Here is a 17,164-nt window from a genome sequence, read left to right as displayed (position 1 = left end):
ATGGCCCCTGCCCTCCTCCGCTCCGTGAAGGAACGCTGCAACCGGCGCCTTTCCGCGCTGAAGGCGGCGCGCCAGCCCTATGAGGCAGAATGGGCGGACATCGCGAGATGCGCGCAGCCTTCGCGCTCGCGGTTTCTCGTCTCGGAAAACAATCGCAATTTCAGGCGAACCAATGCCGCCATCTTCAACGGACACCCGATCCTGAGCTTTCGCACCCTGACCGGCGGTATGACGAGCGGGCTTTCCTCGCCGTCCCGGCCATGGTTCCGGCTGACGCCGTTCGACACCGACCTCGCCGGAGACGGCGCGGTGAAAAACTGGCTGAGCGAGGTCGAGCGGCGGATGTACGGCTTCCTCGCCGGCACCAATTTCTACGGCGCGGTGAAGGCCGGCTATGCCGAGATGGGGCTGTTCGGCACGGACGCCTGCGTGATGGTCGAGCATGACCGCGAGGGCGCGGTGTGCCATGCGCTGACCGCGGGCGAGTACTGGATTGCGCTGAGCGACGCGATGGTGCCGGATACGCTGTATCGCCGCTGCTCCATGTCGGTGCATCAGCTCGTCCAGTCCTTCGGACTGGAGCATGCCAGCGATTTCGTGCGCAATTGCCACGCCAATGGCCGGTATGACGAGCAGATTCCGGTAGTCCAGGCGATCGAACCGAATGACGAGCGGGTGCCGGGCGTGATGACCGCGCGCGGCAAGCCCTGGCGATCAGTCTATTGGGACGAGAATGACGGACGCGCCGATCGGGTGCTGCGCGTTTCCGGTTATGAGGAGCAACCCTTCTGGGCACCGCGCTGGGACACGATCGGGGGTGATACCTATGGCACGTCGCCCGGCTTCGACGCCCTGCCCGACATGCGCGAGCTTCAGCTCCAGACCAGGCGCAAGACCCAGGCGACCGAGTTCCTGATCAGCCCGGAGAAGATCGTGCCGGCGACGGTCAAGCTGACCGGCAGGGCAGGCAATATCGTGTCCGCCAGTGCGATCGATGCGGCGGGGGTGATCGTGCCCTACACGATCAACCCGTCGGCGATCGGCGCGATCAATGAGGACGTCATGCGCTGTACCGAAGCGATCGACCGGCTGACCTATGCCGACCTGTTCATGGCGATCACCAACATGGACGGCATCCAGCCGCGCAATGTCGAGGAGATCGCCAGCCGCAACGAGGAGAAGCTGACTCAGCTCGGCCCGGTGATCGAGCGCGTCAACAACGAGAAGCTCGAGGTGGCGATCGACCGGACCTTCGGCATCATGTCGAGGCGGGGTCTGCTGCCGCCGGCGCCCGAGCATCTCCAGGGGCAGGCAGTGAAGGTCGATTTCGTGTCGATCCTCGCCCAGATGCAGCGAATGGTCGGGCTCGGCCAGATCGAGCGGACGGTGGCATTCGTGGGCAATCTGGCGGGGCGCTTCCCCGAGGCGGCGGACCGGCTCGATGTCGATGCGATCGTCGACGACTATGCCGATCGCGCCGGGGCGCCGCCCCGGATCATCCGTTCGGTCGAGGACGCCGGCACGCTGCGCCAGGGCCGCGAGCAGGAAGCGCAGATGGCGAAGATGGCCGCGATGGCCGGGCCGGCCAAGGACGGCGCGGCGGCGATGCAGATGCTGGGGCAGATGGGCGCACAGGCTGGGCCGGCTGGGCCTGGGCCCGGGCAGTAGCACCAAAGACCTCGTCACCCCGGACTTGTTCCGGGGTCCACCGGTCCGCACGCACCACCACCCGAGGCTCTGGCGGCACCATGGACCCCGGAACAAGTCCGGGGTGACGGCTGGGGGTTGAGAAGTGTCGAACCGCACTGCCCCTCACCCTTCCCTCTCCCACAGGGGGAGAGGGAGAAAAGCGAGCGCTCCCCATGATCGAAAAGACCGACAAGCTCATCCTGCTCGAAAGCGCGCCGTTTCGGCGGTTCCTGCTGTCGCTCGTGCAGCGCGCCGGGGTGTTCGACACCACCGCGAATGTCGCTGACGGGCGGCACCTGTATCTCGAGGGCCGGCGCAGCCTCGCGCTCGAGATTCTGCGTGATTTCGACGCCGCGCAGCCGGTCGCCCTGCCCGACGGAATCCCCGCGGCGACCTTGATTCAAACATTGCACGAACTGGCGCATTCGATGCGCAAGGAGAATGTCCTTGAACCACGAAACATCTACGCAGAACTCGGAGACGATGCCGCCTGAGGCGGAAAACGGCTTCGACGATTTCGAACCTTCAGCGCTTGGCGAGGATCTTGCCGAGGGCGGGGAAACCCTTCCGGAAGAGGATGACGGCGAAACGCCCGACGCCGATGCCGGCATTCCCGACCAGTATCAGCTCACCGCGCCCGAGGGCCTGACCCTCGACCCGGTGGCGATCGAACTGGCGACGCCGGTGTTCCGCGACCTCGGCCTGTCCAACGAACAGGCCAACAAGCTGATGCCGGTGGCGGGGCAGTTCGCGCAAGGGCTGCTCGACCGGCACCAGCGCCAGGTGCTCGGCCAGGTCCAGGCCGAACGCAAGGCCTGGCTCGACAGCGCGCGCAACGATCCGGAGATCGGCGGTCCGCACTGGTCGACGACGATCGGCACCGCGGCCAAGGCGCTCGACGCGCTCGGCTTCGGCAAGGGCAGCGCGTTCCGCACGCTGCTCGACGAGAGTGGCCTCGGCAACCACCCCGAGATGATCCGCGCCTTTCAGCGGGTCGGCAAGGCCATCGGCGAGGACGGCTTCGAACGCTCGTCGGGCATCCATCATTCGAAGCGAGACAGGGCGGAGACGCTCTACCCCGAAGACACACCCAAAGGAGGGTAAGACATGGCGACCATCGGCAATTCATTCCTCAACCTGATCGATCTCTACAAGGGCGCCGGCGGCGCCGACGGCCAGCTCGGCGAAGTGGTCGAGGTGCTGCGGCAGCTCAACCCGATCATGGAGGACGCGGTGACGGCACCCTGCAACATGGGCACCGTCCACCGCCACACCATCCGCACCGGCCTGCCCGATGTGGCCTGGGGGCGCCTCTACCAGGGCATCCCCCAGTCCAAGTCGACGACCCAGCAGGTCGACGATACCACCGGCTTCGTCGAGGGTCTGTCGACCGTCGACACCCGGCTGCTCGAAATCTCCGACAATCCGGGCGGCGTGCGCCTGTCCGAAGGCCGCGCCTATCTCGAGGCGATGGCGCAGGAGGTGTCGCGCGGCTTCTTCTACCACAACACCACGACCACCCCGGAGCGGTTCAAGGGCCTGGCCGCGCGCTATTCGGCGCTCGGCGGCGGCGGCGCGGGCGGCCAGATCATCAATGGCGGCGGTGTCGGTTCGGACAATACCTCGATCTGGTTCGTGACCTGGGGCGACGACTATACCACGCTGATCCACCCCAAGGGCACCAAGGCCGGCGTGACGCGCGAAGACAAGGGCGAGCAGCGCACGAGCGACGGCAACGGCAATATCTATTATGTGAAGGAGGAGCTGTTCCGCCAGCATATCGGCGTGGCGGTGCGCGATTGGCGCTACAATGCGCGCATCGCGAACATCGACGTGTCGAACGTGGCCGCCGGATCGGTCGACCTTTACGGCCTCATGCGCCAGGCCTGCTACAAGTTGCAGGGCCGACGCGCGGCCAAGATGGCGTCGAACGTCGCGGCGCAGGGCCGCACCGTCATCTACATGAACCGCGACATGCTGCAGGCGCTCGACGCGGCCGGCACCAATGCGTCGAACGGCGCGCTGATGCTCAAGCCGATGGAGCTGCAGGGCGAGGAAGTGCTGTCGTACCGCGGCATGCCGATCCGCGAGACCGATGCGCTGAACAATGCGGAGAGCGTAGTTTCCTGATGCGCACCGCTTTCCTCCGTTCGTCCTGAGCTTGTCGAAGGACTGCCCTTCCTTCCGACGAGAAGAGCAGGGCTTCGACAGGCTCAGCCCAAACGGGAGGAGGGATGCCGATAAAGCCACGAACCACGCCATTCAGGAGAATAACCATGATCTACGACGCAAGCACCCTGTTCTCGAATGCCCAGGCGGTGACCGCCACGGCGGCCTCGACCAACATCATCGATCTCGGCACGACCGGCACCGTGTTCGGTGCCGCCGCGGCCATCACCCGCGATGTCGGCAAGGGCAAGGAGGTCTCGATCCGCGCGAGCGTGGTCGAAAGCTTCAACAATCTGACCTCGCTCAGCATCGGCATCGAGACCGACGACAATGTCGGCTTCGCCACGCCCAAGACGGTATGGACCTCGCCCGCCTATACGCTGGCGCAGCTGGCGGTCGGCGCGACCCTGTTGCTTCCCGACGAGCTGCCGGTCGGTACCGACGAGCGCTATCTGCGGCTCAAATACACGGTCGTGGGCACCGCGCCGACGCTGGGCAAGATCACCGCCGGGGTGACCGCGGGCAACCAGACCAACCCATGACCGGAGCACCGACCATGAAGCAGCCCCCTACCTATATCGCGCCGCACATCGTCTATACCGGCGGCGAACTCTACCGGCCTGGCCAGCCCTTCACCACCGATGCGCCGCCGGGCGCCGCCTGGGAGCTGGTGAGCCCGGCGAAGAAATACGCCGGCGCGGCGAAAGCCGAGCGCGAGGAAAACACGCAGTGAGCCTGTCGCGGGGACGGTGATCCAGGCCGTTCCCGCGACGAAATACGCGCTGGTCGCTTGGTCGATTCTTGAGCGCAACGACATTGTCGACACCCGCCATTTCCCGCACCCGGACGCGACTTCTTTTGCAGCCGGAGCACCCATGGCAACGCAACTCGCCCCTCGCGCGCCCATGAAGACACGCGAGTTCCACAACCATCATTTCGATTCCACGATCTGGAACGACTTCGCGTTCCGCGACGACGACGTGGTCATCGCAAGCTATGGCAAGTCCGGCAGCACCTGGATGCAGCAGATCGTCGGGCAGCTGATCTTCGCCGGCGATCCGGAGGTGAGCGTATCGGACCTGTCGCCCTGGCTGGACCTGCGCGTGCCGCCCAAGGAGGCGAAGCTGGAGGCAGTCGAGGCACAGCAGCATCGGCGCTTCCTCAAGACGCACCTGCCGGTCGACGCGCTCGTGTTCAGCCCGCGCGCCAAATATCTCTATGTGGCGCGCGACGGCCGCGACGTGATCTGGAGCATGCACAACCATCATGCCAGGGCCAATGCCGCGTGGTTCGCGGCGCTCAACGACACGCCCGGGCGGGTCGGGCCGCCGATCCAGCGCGCCGACCCGGATATGCGCCAGTATTTCCGCACCTGGCTCGACCATGACGGCGAACCTTTCTGGCCGTTCTGGGAGAATCTGCGCGGCTGGTGGGCGATCAAGGACCAGCCCAATGTGATGCTGGTCCATTTCGAGGATCTGAAGCGCGACCTGACGGGCGAAATGCGGCGCATCGCCGACTTTCTCGATATCCGGATCAATCCCGCGCACTTCCCGTCGATGGTCGAGCATTGCACTTTCCCATGGATGAAGGCGAACGCGACCAAGGCCGCGCCGCTGAGCGGCATCTTCTGGGACGGCGGGGCGGAGACCTTCATCAACAGGGGCTGCAATGGCCGCTGGCGCGATACGCTCAGCCTGCGCGACGTGATCGATTACGAGACGCGCAGCGTGGACGAACTTGGTCCGATCTGCGCGCGCTGGCTGGCCGGCGGCGTGCGCGCGGTCTGACGATCCATTCTCGGGCCCGACGGGCGGGTCGGGCGATTTCAGGGGCCCGACGGGCGGGCCGGGGCGTTGACCGATCATGAGCAACCGACCTGCCGCCCGCATCGTACCCCTCTTCCTCCCCCTGTTTCTGCTCGCGAGCTGCGGCGGCGCGGCAAGCAAGGACGAGCCGCCCGCCAATGCCGCCGGCTTCGTACCGCCGGGCGATGTCGCCGCGACGCCGATGCCCGGCCAGACGCCCGAGACCTCGGCGACGGCCTATATCGGCAAATTCCCCAATGATCCGGTCGGTGGCGTGCTGTTCTTCGACCGCACCGATGTTTCCAAGGCCTTGCTCGACGCCGTGCACGACAATGTGACGCGCGCGCATTTCAGCGAATCCAGGGGACCTGAAAAGCCGATCTATGCGCGGGGCGGGAAGGTCGTCGCGGCGGGATGCGACGCGCAGGATTGCAGCGGGCGGAACTGGGCCTTTCTGTTCGATCCGGCGGCGAAGACGGGCGAGGCCTGTTACCACGACACCGCGACGATGCAGGATTCCAGCCGCTGGTTCTCCAACGGCGTCGCCCTGATGCGCGGCGGGATGTGCCCGATCGCCTGAGGCCGGACGAAGGCACCACTGGCAGAATCGCCCAAAAAGTGCATTCATGCGGCCGTGCAGGGCACGGCGGATAACAGCCGGCTCCACCGAGGAGAGGTTGATATGAAGCAGGTCGCGCTACGATCCGTTCTTTGCCTTGCCATGATCGGCGCCGCGCCGGCCGCTGCCGTCGCGCAGAAGGCGCCCGCGCCCGCGGCGCCCAAGCTCTCCAAGGAAGCGCGACCGGTGCTGGCGGACGCCCAGGCAGCGATCAAGAAGGGCGATTTCGCCACCGCGTCCGCCAAGCTCGCCCAGGCCGACGGCCTTGCCCAGAGCAATGACGACCGCTTCATGATCGGATCGCTGCGGCTCGATCTCGGCAAGGCGCAGAACGACGTCGCCGTCCAGGCGCAGGGGATCGAGGCAGTGCTGGCGAGCGGATTCCTGCCAGCCGCCAATGTCGTGCCATTCAACCTCGCGGCCGGCCAGATCGCCTATAACAACCAGGACATGGCCAAGGCGGACAAATATCTGACCGCCGCCATCGCCGCAGGCGCCAGCGACGCGAATGTCTATGCGCTGCTGATGGAAACGAAGATCGCGCAGAAGAAGCCGGACGAGGCCGTCACGGTGCTGGAGCGGGCGGTCGAAGCGAAACCCGGCGGCGTGCCCGTGCCCGACGAATGGTATTCCCGCGCGTTCGGCATCGCCTATCAGGCGAAACACGGATCGGCCGTCGAGCGGGCCGGCCGGGCGCGGGTCGTCGCCTATCCCAGCGCGACGCATTGGCGCGATGCGCTGATCGGCTATCGCGACACCAACGACATCGACACCCAATATGTCATAGACCTGATGCGCCTGCTGCGCGCGGCAAAGGCAATGAAGGGACAGGGCGATTATCTGTCCTATGTCGAGAACACCTATCAGAAGCTGCCCGGCGAGGCGTCGGCGGTGCTGGCGGAGGGCGTGGCGAGCGGCGATATCGTGATGGCGACCAACATGACCGCGCGCGAGTTCAACGATGTGGTCAAGACCAAGATCGCGAGCGACCGGGCGAGCCTGCCCGCCGGCGCCGCGCAGGCCAAGGGACCGAACGGCACCGGGACGATCGCGCTGGCCATGGCCGACGCCTATTTCGGCTACGCCGATTATGCCCCCGCGATCGAGCTGTACAAGGTCGCGCTGGCCAAGGGTGGGGTCGATGCCGATGTCGTTAACACCAGGCTGGGCGCGGCATTGGCGCTGAGCGGCCAGGGCGACGCGGCCAAACAGGCGTTCGCCGCCATCAAGGGGCCGCGCGCGGCGCTGGGAAGATACTGGACGGTGTGGATCGACCAGCCGAAGTGACCCGCGCGACCGGGGGAAACCGGAGCGGGCGCGACGCGTTGATGGGCATTCACTGACGCAAGAAGGCCTTGTCATGACGCACCAACGCCCGCTTCCCGACGCAGCCGTGCCGCCCTATCCGCTGCACCCCGAGCCCCATGACGAGACGCAGGAGCCCGCCTTCTTCACCATGGGCAGCGAGCACCGGGAGGATGACGATAAGGCGCAGTATATTTTCGGAGAGCGTTTTTCACTGTCCGACGCGCTGTCGACCAATACCATCGCGATCGGGGCCGCGATCGGGCTTGGCGTCGCGGCGATCGCCGGCGCGCTGCTCTATGGCCGCCGGAAAGTGGAGACGCCCCCTGCCCGCCCAGCGCGACGCCAGCCCGCCCGCACCACCAAGCCGCGCGCGGGCGCGACGACGAAGCGCGCCAAAGCCTGACCCCGGACGGGCTTCGTCCATTCGAGCCTTATCCGGCCGCTGAGGGTACCGGATCGAGCGCGGCGTCCACGTCTGCGCCGGCCGGTGCCTCGATGATCGATCGTACCCGGGCCGCGAGCGCTTCGATCGCGAAGGGCTTGGTGATGATCGCGGTGCCCGGCTGGTGAAAGCCGGGCGCAAGCGCCGCATTTTCCGCGTAGCCCGTCATGTACAGAACCTTGAGGCCCGGCCGAAGCTCCCGCCCGGCATCGGCGATCTGGCGGCCGTTGAGGCCAGGCAGGCCGATATCGGTGATCAGCAGATCGATGCGGTCGCGCGAGCGGAGCTTTTCGAGTCCCTCGGGGCCATCGCCGGCCTCGATCGCCTGATAGCCGAGCTCGGTCAGGACCTCGACGATCAGGCCGCGCACCACCGGTTCGTCCTCCACCACCAGCACCGTTTCGGCGGCGCCCGTCGGTTCAGCCGGGGCGGAACGGGCTACCGGCTCGTCGACCGTGACGGCGCCCTCGTAGCGCGGCAGGCAGATGCTGAAAGTGGTGCCGGCACCGGGTTCGCTCTCGATCGAGGCATGGCCTTCGGACTGGCGGGCGAAACCATAGATCATCGACAGGCCAAGCCCGGTGCCCTGGCCGAGCGGCTTGGTCGTGAAAAACGGCTCAAAGGCACGCGCGATAGTATCGGCGTCCATGCCGCTGCCGGTGTCGGTCACCCGAATGCAGACATATTCGCCGGCGTTCAGCTCGCCATGACGCTCGGCGAACGCCTCGTCGAAATCGGCGTTGGAGGTCTCGATCGTCAACCGGCCGCCATCGGGCATCGCGTCACGCGCGTTGATGACGAGATTGAGGATCGCGTTCTCGAGCTGGTTGTGATCGCACAGGATCGGCCACAGATCGTCCGCCAGGATGAAATCGAGATCGATCTGCTCGCCGAGCGTGCGGCGCATCAGATCCTCCATCGATTCGATCAGCGGGTTGGCGGCGACCGGGCGCGGATCGAGCGGCTGGCGACGCGAAAAGGCGAGTAGCCGGTGGGTCAGCGCCGCGGCGCGGTTCGCCGCATTGGTGGCGCCGCCGATGAAACGATCGACCCCGTCGAGTCGCCCGGCATCGAGCCGGCGCTGGACGATCTCCAGGCTGCCGGTGATACCCTGCAGCAGGTTGTTGAAGTCGTGCGCGATACCGCCGGTGAGCTGGCCGACGGCTTCCATCTTCTGCGACTGGCGGAGCGCCGCCTCGGTTTCGGCCAGCGCGTCGGCCGCTTCGCGTTCCGCGGTTACGTCCCGGCCGAAGCTGTAGAGCGTGCCGCCATCGGCCACCGTGATCCAGGCGATGCGGTGTCGGCCACCATCCTTGTGCATATAGATTCGCTCGACCTCGAGCATCGGCACGCCAGCGGAGAATTCCTCCAGCGCCCCCCTGCTCTTCGGCAGATCCTCGGGCGCGACGAAATCCGTCACCATGCGGCCGATCGTCTCTTTCTCGGTCCAGCCGAGCACCTTGGTCCAGGACGGATTCACCGCATGGACTTCGCCGGAGGTAGACACGACCAGCTTGATCACTGGCGAGAGGTTCCAGATCCGCTCCCGGTCTCGCGCGAGACTGCGTTCCTCGGTGATGTCGCGGCCGACTGCGTGGATCCGCCCGGCATCGGGCACAGCGGTCCAGTCCAGCAGGCGATAGCCGCCCGTCTTCCGGGCATAGCGATTCTCGAAGGCCAGCGTGGGAGCGCCGGCCGACAGCGTCTCGATCTGCTTCGCCGTGGTGGCGACGTCGTCGGCATGGAGGAAAGCGACGATGCTCCGGCCGACCATCTCGTCCTGGCTCCAGCCGAGCAGCCGGGTAGCGGACGGATTCACCGCGGTGATGACGCCATGGAAATCGCATACCAGCATGAGGTCCTGCGACAGCATCCACAGCCGGTCGCGGTCGCGCTGGCTTTCAACCTCGGACAGTTTCTGTTCGTGAATGTCGGTGTTGGTGCCAATCCAGCGCAGGATCGTGCCGTCCTCCGCGCGGATCGGCAGCGCGCGGACGAGGTGCCAGCGATATTCGCCATCGGCACGGCGGATCCTGAACTCGGTCTCGTAGTCGGTGCCGGCGGCGATGGAGGAGGCCCATAGGGCGGCGGCATCGGGCAGATCGTCGTGATGGACCGTGCGTGTCCAGCCAGCGCCGATCAGGTCGGCCGGGGCGAGACCGGTATAATCGAGCGTTCGCTGATTGAACCAGTCAAGCCCGCCACTGGGCGGCGACGTCCAGACATGGTTGGCCATGGCTTCGGCGAAAGTGCGGAACTGCGCTTCACGGGCATTGATCTCCGCCAGCCGCGCCCGCGCCTCATATTGGCGCAGCCGCGCGCGGACCGCCGATTTGGCCAGGCTGATCAGCGTGGTGGGATGGAATGGCCGTTCCAGGAACGTGACGTTGCCCAATGTTTCGAGCAGCCGCACCGCCGCCGGATTTCGCTCCAGCCCGCCGCCCCGCTGCGTGAGCAGGATGAAGGGAAAATCCGACCACTCTTCCTGCATCCGCAGGAAAGCGTCGAGCGGATGGAGATCCGCCCCGCGCAATGCCTCTTCGGTGACGAGCGCGAAACCGGCGCCCACCTGCAGTTCCGCCACCAGGCCCGGAAGATCTGCCGCAGTGACCGCCTCCATCCCGGCCTCGCGTAGCATGGTCGCAGCGATCGTCGCGTCCCGTCCATGCGGGGCGAGAACGATCGCGCGCTGGGCCGATATGCCGGTCACACAGGTCTCATTCGTCGGCGAACCCGTCGTGTGGCGTGGAACCGATCAGCGACGGTACGCCGCGCAACACGCCCTGAAACTCCGTCAATGGCTTGCCGAGCGTGATGCCCTCGCTGCCGATCCGGAATTCGCGGATCGTGTCCTCATGCGCGCCGGTGCGTTTCTTCACGATCGAAATCGCGCGGCGCACGCGCCCGGCGGCTTCGAAATAACGCAGCAGAATGACGGTATCCGCCAGATAGGTCACGTCGACCGGCGCCCTCATGTCGCCGACCAGGCCGTGCTGCGCCACGGTCAGGAAGGTGGTCGCGCCCTGGCGGTTCAGATATTGCAGCAGCTCGTGCATGTGCAGGATCAGCGCCTGCTCCTCCGGCATCGCCGCCTGGTATCCGTTGACGCTGTCGATCACGACGGTACGCGCCTTGTGCGTCTCGACGCAGTTGCGCACGCGCTGGGAGAATTCGCCCGGGGTCAGTTCGGCCGCATCGACCTGTTCCAGCGTCAGCGACCCGCTTTCGACCATCGCGTCGAGATCGATTCCCAGGGCCCGGGCGCGGGAGGTGAGCAGGCCCATTTCCTCGTCGAAGATGAACATCGCCGCATGCTCGCCCCGCGCGACCGCGTCCGCGACGAAAGTCAGGGTGAGCAACGATTTGCCGGTACCGGCGGGGCCGATGATGAGGGTGCTAGATCCGCGTTCGAAGCCGCCGCCCAGCAGCGCGTTCAGCGCCGCCTGTCTGGTCGCCACCAGATCGCGGCTGAAACTATTCTTGTGCTCGGCCGATACGAGCCGCGGAAAGGCCCGCACGCCGCCGGTATCGATCACGAAATCATGATAGCCGCCGCGGAAACGCTGGCCCCGATATTTCACCACGCGCAGGCGGCGGCGCTCCGCGCCGTAATTGGGCGACAATTCCTCGAGCCGGATGACGCCGTGCGCGACGCTGTGCACGGTCTTGTCGAGCATTTCGGTCGTCAGGTCGTCGAGCATCAGGATGGTCGTACCGTGACGCGAGAAATAATGCTTCAGCGCGAGGATCTGGCGGCGATACCGCAGCGAGCTCTGCGCGAGCAGCCGGATCTCCGACAGGCTGTCGAGCACGACCCGGTCGGGCTTCACCCGTTCGAACGCCTCGAAGATGCGCTTGGTGGTCTCACCGAGCTCGAGATCCGAGGAATAGAGCAGGCTCTGCTGCTGATCCTCGTCGAGCAGGCTTTCGGGCGGTACCAGCTCGAACACCTCGATCCTGTCTTCCAACACCCAGCCATGGGAGGCGGCGCTGTCCCGCAATTCCTCCTCGGTTTCGGAAAGGGTTATGTACAGACAGCGCTCCCCGGCCGCGGCGCCGGCCATCAGGAACTGACAGGCAATCGTGGTCTTGCCCGTGCCGGGACTGCCTTCGAGCAAATAGAGGCGGCCCCGGGTAAGGCCGCCCGCGGTGATGTCATCCAGTCCGGCAACGCCGGTCGCCGCCTTTTTTTCAAGAGTCATGTCGGCTCCATTGTTCGCCGCGCCGGACCAGCACGCAAGCGAGATAATGTCGCGGTCTAGACGCAGCCGGTGCGCGGCGCCTTAACATCGAGGCATGTCGATATATCAGGCCGGAAGCCCCGGGATGTCCATGCCGGCGAATACGGGCCGGGGAGCGGCCGGCACGATCGCCTCGTCCGGACAGCAGCGCGCGATCGCGTCGAGCACCGCCACCAGCGCCCCGTCGTCGGACGGATAGGCCAGATGCGCGCACCCGGCCTCGATCCGGTGATCGGCCTCCCCGGCGGCACCGCGCGCGGCGAAGACGGGGATGACGCCGTCGCAGCGCGACCAGATCGCGGCGGTGGGGACCGGCGGCTTTTCCGACAGGGTACATTGGATCGGCGGCGCGCTGACGCGGTGGCCGGCGATCCATTCATAGACCCGCGCGAGCATCGTCGTGCTGAGATCGCCGGAAAAGGGGCTGCCAAGGGTGATGACGGCGCGCACGCGGTGCGGCGCCACCTTGGCATATTCGCGCGCGATGAGCCCGCCAAAGCTCCAGCCGAGCAGGATCACGGGACGATCGTCGCGACGCTGCAACTGGTCGAGCCGCGCGTCCAGGCGTTCGAACAGATCGGCCGAGGCGCCCATGTTGCGCCCCAGGCCCCAGCGATAGGCGCGGTACCCGGCATAGCGCAGCGCCATGCGCATCGGCCGCATTGCCGCGTCGGTCGCGAACAGACCAGGCAGCAGCAGGATGCGCGGCCCACCCCGGTTGGCGAGGCGGCGCCGCAGCGTCTTGCCGGCGGGAACCAGGCTCCGGGCGAGGAACCAGCATTCACGAATGGCATGTACGGCGGTATCGGGAAGGGACTTGCGGTCGACGAGGCAGTCGCATTCGGTTGCGGTCATCAGGGTCGAACGATTCTTCGCGCCGGAAGTTTCAAGTCCCGCGAGGGACGGGTTTGGCGCATTTTCGTCTCCCGGCGATACCATTCCGACGCCTTTGGCTTTTCTATATTGGTCATGACCCTATTAAGGGGCATCGGCGATCGCGGTGTGACAGGGATTCAACCCCTGCGGACCGCATAGGCTCGATTCCCGGAGGGAACCGGCGGAATGCAGCATCGTTGCACCGCCAGATATTGGGGAACGGTATGACCGATCAGACCGACGACCAGCCCAAACAGGCGGTCGCGGCACAGGATAGCGAGGCAGTGCCGGTGTTGATCACCTTCGCGCTGCTTTTCCTGCTGTCCGCCGCAGTGTGGTTCCTGCTGGACCGGATCCGGGCCGACGAGGTGCAAACCGAGCTGACCCGCACGGCGGCCCATGGTCCGGCTGCATCGGGCAGCAGAGTCGCGAACAAGGTCGCCGCCGCCAAATAACGAAAGCCGGCGCGTGTCCTCGCCGGTCATTGTTCGACCGTCGCCTCGCGTTGGAGCATCAGGTCCCGAATCGCGTCGGCAAGCTGTTCCTCACGGAACGGCTTGGTCAGCCTGGCGCCGATAGCCTCTCCGCCAGCGGGAATTTCCGCATAGCCCGAGACGATCAGAACCGGCATCGAGGCCGGGAGCGCGGCCACGAGGTCCGCGCCCGTCATTTCCGGCATGGCGTAATCGGTCACGACCAGGTCGATCGCCTGCTGCTCGACAATCGCCAGCGCTTCCCGCGCCGACGCGGCGCGCAGCACCCGATGACCCATTTCCTCGAGCATCGCCGCCGTGTTGGTCAGGACGAGCGCATCGTCATCCACCGCCAGCACCACCAGCGGCTCCATCGCCATATGAGGCGCCGCCGCCTGGTCGCGCTGATCGGCGTCCACCGCCGCCGTCGCGAGCGGCAGCCACAGTTCCGCCTTGGTCCCCTTGCCCGGGCGGCTCTTCAGGATCAGCCGGCCGCCGCATTGTTCGGCGAAACCATGCACCATCGACAGGCCCAGGCCGGTGCCCTTGCCGACACCTTTGGTGGTGAAGAACGGCTCCATCGCATGCGCGAGCGTCACCTTGTCCATGCCCTGGCCGCGATCGACCACCGACAAGCGGACATAATCGCCGGGTTGCAGCCCCGCACCGCGCCCGATCCGCTTTTGCTTGCCCTCGATCGTCACTCTGCCGCCGTCTGGCATGGCGTCGCGCGCGTTCACCACCAGGTTCATCACCGCCAGCTCGAGCTGGGACGGATCGGCACGGGCGGGCGCCAGGCGGAGCGGGAATTCGGTGTCGATGCTGATTCCCGCACCGATCGTCCGCTGGAGCAGCTCGGCCATGCCGCGCACCAGATTCCCGACATCGACCGTTTCGAGCTTCAGCTCCTGCCGGCGCGCGAAGGAGAGCATGCGCTGCGTGAGGGTCGCCCCCCGTTCCGCCGCACTCATCGCATTGTCGAGAAAGCGGCCGATATCCGCTCCCTCGGGGATGCGGCGCCGGGCCAGATCGAGGCTGCCGATGATCACGGCGAGCAGATTGTTGAAATCATGCGCGACGCCGCCGGTCAGCTTGCCGATCGCATCCATCTTCTGCGACTGGAAGAATGCCTCCTGCGCCAGGTCCAGCGCCTGCTGCGCTTCGCGGCGCTCGGTCAGGTCACGCGTGATCTTGGCGAAGCCCACCAGCCGGCCCTTCGGGTCGCGCACCGGATCGATCACGACCGACGCCCAGAAGTGCGTGCCGTCCTTGCGCACGCGCCAGCCGGCCGCCTCGAACCTGCCCTCGCGCGCCGCGGTGTCGAGCGCGGTTTCGGGCAGCCCTGCGGCGCGGTCCTCCTCGGTATAGAAACGCGAGAAATGATGGCCGAGGATTTCCTCCTCGGTATAGCCCTTGAAGCGTTGCGCGCCGGCATTCCAGCTGGTTACCAGGCCACTCGGATCGAGCATGTAGATCGCATAATCGGTCACGCTCTGGACGAGCAGGCGGAATCGCTCCTCGCTGTGCCGCAGCGCCTCCTCGGCCTTCCGCCGCTCGCTCAGGTCACGCGTCACCTTGGCGAAGCCGATAAAGGTGCCGTCCGTATCGCGGATCGGATCGATCACCACATTGGCCCAGAAACGCGTCCCGTCCTTGCGTATGCGCCACCCCTCCGCTTCGAACCGTCCCTCGTTCAGGGCGGTTGCGAGCGCGCGCGCCGGCAAGCCGGCGGCACGGTCCTCCTCGGTATAGAAGCGCGAGAAATGATGGCCGAGGATTTCGTCCTCGGTATAGCCCTTGAAGCGTTGCGCGCCGGCATTCCAGCTGGTCACGACCCCGCTCGGGTCGAGCATGTAGATCGCGTAGTCGGTAACGCTCTGTACGAGCAGCTCGAACCTGCTCGTCGGCTGCGCCTCGCCCTCCCCGCTTACCATCGTTCCAGCCCCCTCCGGCCGATGCCCAAGAAAAGGAGAACCAGCCGCCGGCAGGATTGTTCCTGCGGCATCCCGCAACACAGTTGCCGGCGGTTGCCAAGGGCCACCTGTTGCATCGTCCTGCTGAAGCGCGCGATATGGCCGAGCGAGCCGCCCGATGGACACTGGTCGCGATTTTCCGGTCGACGAGAATTGTTGGGAAAAGAAGCGGAAAGAAAGTTACACTTCCTCCGCAATATGTTAGCGCTAATATGGGGCCGAGATCGGCTGGATCGGCCTTGCAAACCGCTCGCAACGTTCGCACTTGCACCACGACTATGTGCCGGGCGCGAGACCCAGGATCATTGCGGGGATGCTCGGAAAAAGAAGAAGCTGGCCGACAAGGGGATGAGCCAACCGATGCCGACTGTTTTCCGCTGGCCTTCGGCCTCCTTCATTTCCGCTGCGGCGCTCGCCTTGTCTGCCTGTTCGGGCAGCGGCAAGCCGCCCGCGCCGCCGCCGCCCCAGGTCACCGTTGCCGTGCCGCTGCAGCGCGACGTGGTCGACTGGGACGAATATGTCGGCCGGTTCGAGGCAATCCAGGATGTCGAGCTTCGCCCCCGCGTGTCGGGCACGATCGACCGGGTACTGTTCGTCAACGGGCAGCGCGTCCGCTCCGGCCAGCCGCTCTTCACGATCGACCCGCGTCCCTATGCCGCCGCGCTCGCCCAGGCCCAGGCGCAGTCGGCCAAGGCGAACGCCGCGCTGATCAACGCCCGGTCGGAACTGGCCCGCGCCGACAAGCTGCTTGCCGCCCAGGCGATCAGCAAGGAAGAATATGAGACCAAGCAGGCCAATGTGCGCAGCGCCGCGGCCGATCTCGCGGCAGGGCAGGCCAATGTCAGCAATGCGCGGCTGAACCTCGGCTTCACCACCGTCCGGTCGCCGATCACCGGCCTGGTATCCGACCGGCGCGTATCCAAGGGCAATTTCGCGACCGAGGGCACGACGGTGCTGACCCGCGTCGTTTCGACCGATCCGATCTGGTTCTCCTTCGAGGGGGCCGAGAGCTTCTACCTCAAATATATCCGCCAGGCCCGCACGGGCGAGCGTGGCTCGTCCCGCAACACGCCGAACCCGGTCCAGGTCCAGCTCGCCGACGAGAGCGGCTTTCGCTGGCGCGGGCGGATGGAGTTTGTCGACAATGCGATCGACACCAATTCGGGCACGATCCGCGCGCATGCCGTGATCGCCAATCCCGACGGCTTCCTGACGCCCGGCATGTTCGGCCGCGCGCGCCTGCTCGGTTCGGGCACCTACAAGGCCATGCTCGTCCCTGACGAGGCGATCATCACCGACCAGACCCGCAAGCTCGTTTATGTCGTCGGCAAGGACGGCAAGGCATCGCCGCGACCGGTCGAGACCGGGCCGCAGGTCGAGGGCCTGCGCGTCATCAAGACTGGCCTGGCGCCGACCGACGAGGTGGTGATCGAGGGCATCACCACCCTGCAGCCCGGCGCCGCGGTAAAGGCAAAGAAGGTCGTGATGAAGCCGCAGGCGGCTGACACGGGCCCGACATCGCAACCGGACACGGCACCGCCGCCGTCCGAAGCCACGGCGAACTGA

At 66.2% G+C, this 17,164-nt stretch carries 16 protein-coding genes; 12 read left to right on the top strand and 4 right to left on the bottom strand.

Annotated elements, in window-relative coordinates; translation table 11 throughout:
* From ACZ1I2_RS06175 to ACZ1I2_RS06130, 10 genes are all read left to right on the top strand, one after another.
* On the top strand, positions 1 to 1,668 hold the full coding sequence (locus tag ACZ1I2_RS06175) for a portal protein (protein WP_465174752.1): 1,668 nt from the start codon (positions 1 to 3) through the stop codon (positions 1,666 to 1,668).
* Positions 1,669 to 1,862: 194 nt separating this feature from the next.
* Positions 1,863 to 2,183: a Bbp19 family protein gene (locus ACZ1I2_RS06170; RefSeq protein WP_465170556.1), complete on the top strand. Its 321-nt coding sequence runs from the start codon at positions 1,863 to 1,865 to the stop codon at positions 2,181 to 2,183.
* Positions 2,173 to 2,793, top strand: a complete 621-nt coding sequence (locus tag ACZ1I2_RS06165) for a hypothetical protein (protein WP_465174753.1) — start codon at positions 2,173 to 2,175, stop codon at positions 2,791 to 2,793. Before ACZ1I2_RS06170 ends, ACZ1I2_RS06165 begins: the two co-directional genes overlap by 11 nt.
* A 3-nt stretch (positions 2,794 to 2,796) precedes the next feature.
* Positions 2,797 to 3,819: a major capsid protein gene (locus ACZ1I2_RS06160; RefSeq protein WP_465170558.1), complete on the top strand. Its 1,023-nt coding sequence runs from the start codon at positions 2,797 to 2,799 to the stop codon at positions 3,817 to 3,819.
* A gap of 146 nt (positions 3,820 to 3,965) precedes the next feature.
* A complete protein-coding gene (locus ACZ1I2_RS06155) occupies positions 3,966 to 4,400 on the top strand; it encodes a Bbp16 family capsid cement protein (RefSeq protein ID WP_465174754.1) in 435 nt (144 codons plus the stop codon).
* Positions 4,401 to 4,414: 14 nt separating this feature from the next.
* The gene (locus tag ACZ1I2_RS06150; RefSeq protein WP_465174755.1) at positions 4,415 to 4,591 is read left to right on the top strand and encodes a hypothetical protein; all 177 of its coding nucleotides are present in this window, start codon (positions 4,415 to 4,417) and stop codon (positions 4,589 to 4,591) included.
* 172 nt (positions 4,592 to 4,763) lie between these two features.
* Positions 4,764 to 5,648 (top strand): sulfotransferase domain-containing protein, encoded by an 885-nt coding sequence (locus ACZ1I2_RS06145; protein ID WP_465174756.1) that lies wholly within the window; start codon positions 4,764 to 4,766, stop codon positions 5,646 to 5,648.
* A gap of 76 nt (positions 5,649 to 5,724) precedes the next feature.
* A complete protein-coding gene (locus ACZ1I2_RS06140) occupies positions 5,725 to 6,246 on the top strand; it encodes a hypothetical protein (RefSeq protein ID WP_465174757.1) in 522 nt (173 codons plus the stop codon).
* Positions 6,247 to 6,348: 102 nt separating this feature from the next.
* Positions 6,349 to 7,572, top strand: coding sequence for a hypothetical protein (locus tag ACZ1I2_RS06135; RefSeq protein WP_465174758.1), 1,224 nt, complete (start codon positions 6,349 to 6,351; stop codon positions 7,570 to 7,572).
* Between the two features lie 73 nt (positions 7,573 to 7,645).
* Positions 7,646 to 7,996 (top strand): hypothetical protein, encoded by a 351-nt coding sequence (locus ACZ1I2_RS06130; protein WP_465174759.1) that lies wholly within the window; start codon positions 7,646 to 7,648, stop codon positions 7,994 to 7,996.
* A gap of 28 nt (positions 7,997 to 8,024) precedes the next feature.
* Here the strand turns inward: ACZ1I2_RS06130 and ACZ1I2_RS06125 are convergent, their stop codons facing one another.
* The 3 genes from ACZ1I2_RS06125 to ACZ1I2_RS06115 form a co-directional block, all read right to left on the bottom strand.
* Entirely contained in the window at positions 8,025 to 10,745 is a 2,721-nt protein-coding gene (locus tag ACZ1I2_RS06125; protein WP_465174760.1) for a PAS domain S-box protein, read from the bottom strand.
* A 7-nt stretch (positions 10,746 to 10,752) separates the two neighbouring features.
* On the bottom strand, positions 10,753 to 12,237 hold the full coding sequence (locus tag ACZ1I2_RS06120) for an ATPase domain-containing protein (RefSeq protein WP_465174761.1): 1,485 nt from the start codon (positions 12,235 to 12,237) through the stop codon (positions 10,753 to 10,755).
* Between the two features lie 105 nt (positions 12,238 to 12,342).
* Positions 12,343 to 13,131, bottom strand: coding sequence for an alpha/beta hydrolase (locus tag ACZ1I2_RS06115; RefSeq protein WP_465174762.1), 789 nt, complete (start codon positions 13,129 to 13,131; stop codon positions 12,343 to 12,345).
* 245 nt (positions 13,132 to 13,376) lie between these two features.
* On the opposite strand from ACZ1I2_RS06115, the gene ACZ1I2_RS06110 reads away from it, so the two are divergent.
* Positions 13,377 to 13,607 carry a hypothetical protein gene (locus ACZ1I2_RS06110; RefSeq protein WP_465170568.1) on the top strand — a complete coding sequence of 77 codons (231 nt, stop codon included), beginning with the start codon at positions 13,377 to 13,379 and terminating at the stop codon, positions 13,605 to 13,607.
* Positions 13,608 to 13,633: 26 nt separating this feature from the next.
* On the opposite strand, the gene ACZ1I2_RS06105 is transcribed toward ACZ1I2_RS06110, so the two are convergent.
* A complete protein-coding gene (locus ACZ1I2_RS06105; RefSeq protein WP_465174763.1) occupies positions 13,634 to 15,559 on the bottom strand; it encodes a hybrid sensor histidine kinase/response regulator in 1,926 nt (641 codons plus the stop codon).
* A gap of 399 nt (positions 15,560 to 15,958) precedes the next feature.
* Between ACZ1I2_RS06105 and ACZ1I2_RS06100 the strand changes: the two genes are divergently transcribed.
* The gene (locus ACZ1I2_RS06100) at positions 15,959 to 17,164 is read left to right on the top strand and encodes an efflux RND transporter periplasmic adaptor subunit (RefSeq protein WP_465174764.1); all 1,206 of its coding nucleotides are present in this window, start codon (positions 15,959 to 15,961) and stop codon (positions 17,162 to 17,164) included.

The sequence above is a fragment of the Sphingomonas sp. BL-S-29 genome, from assembly GCF_055521495.1.
This window is presented reverse-complemented; position numbering and strand designations above follow the sequence as displayed.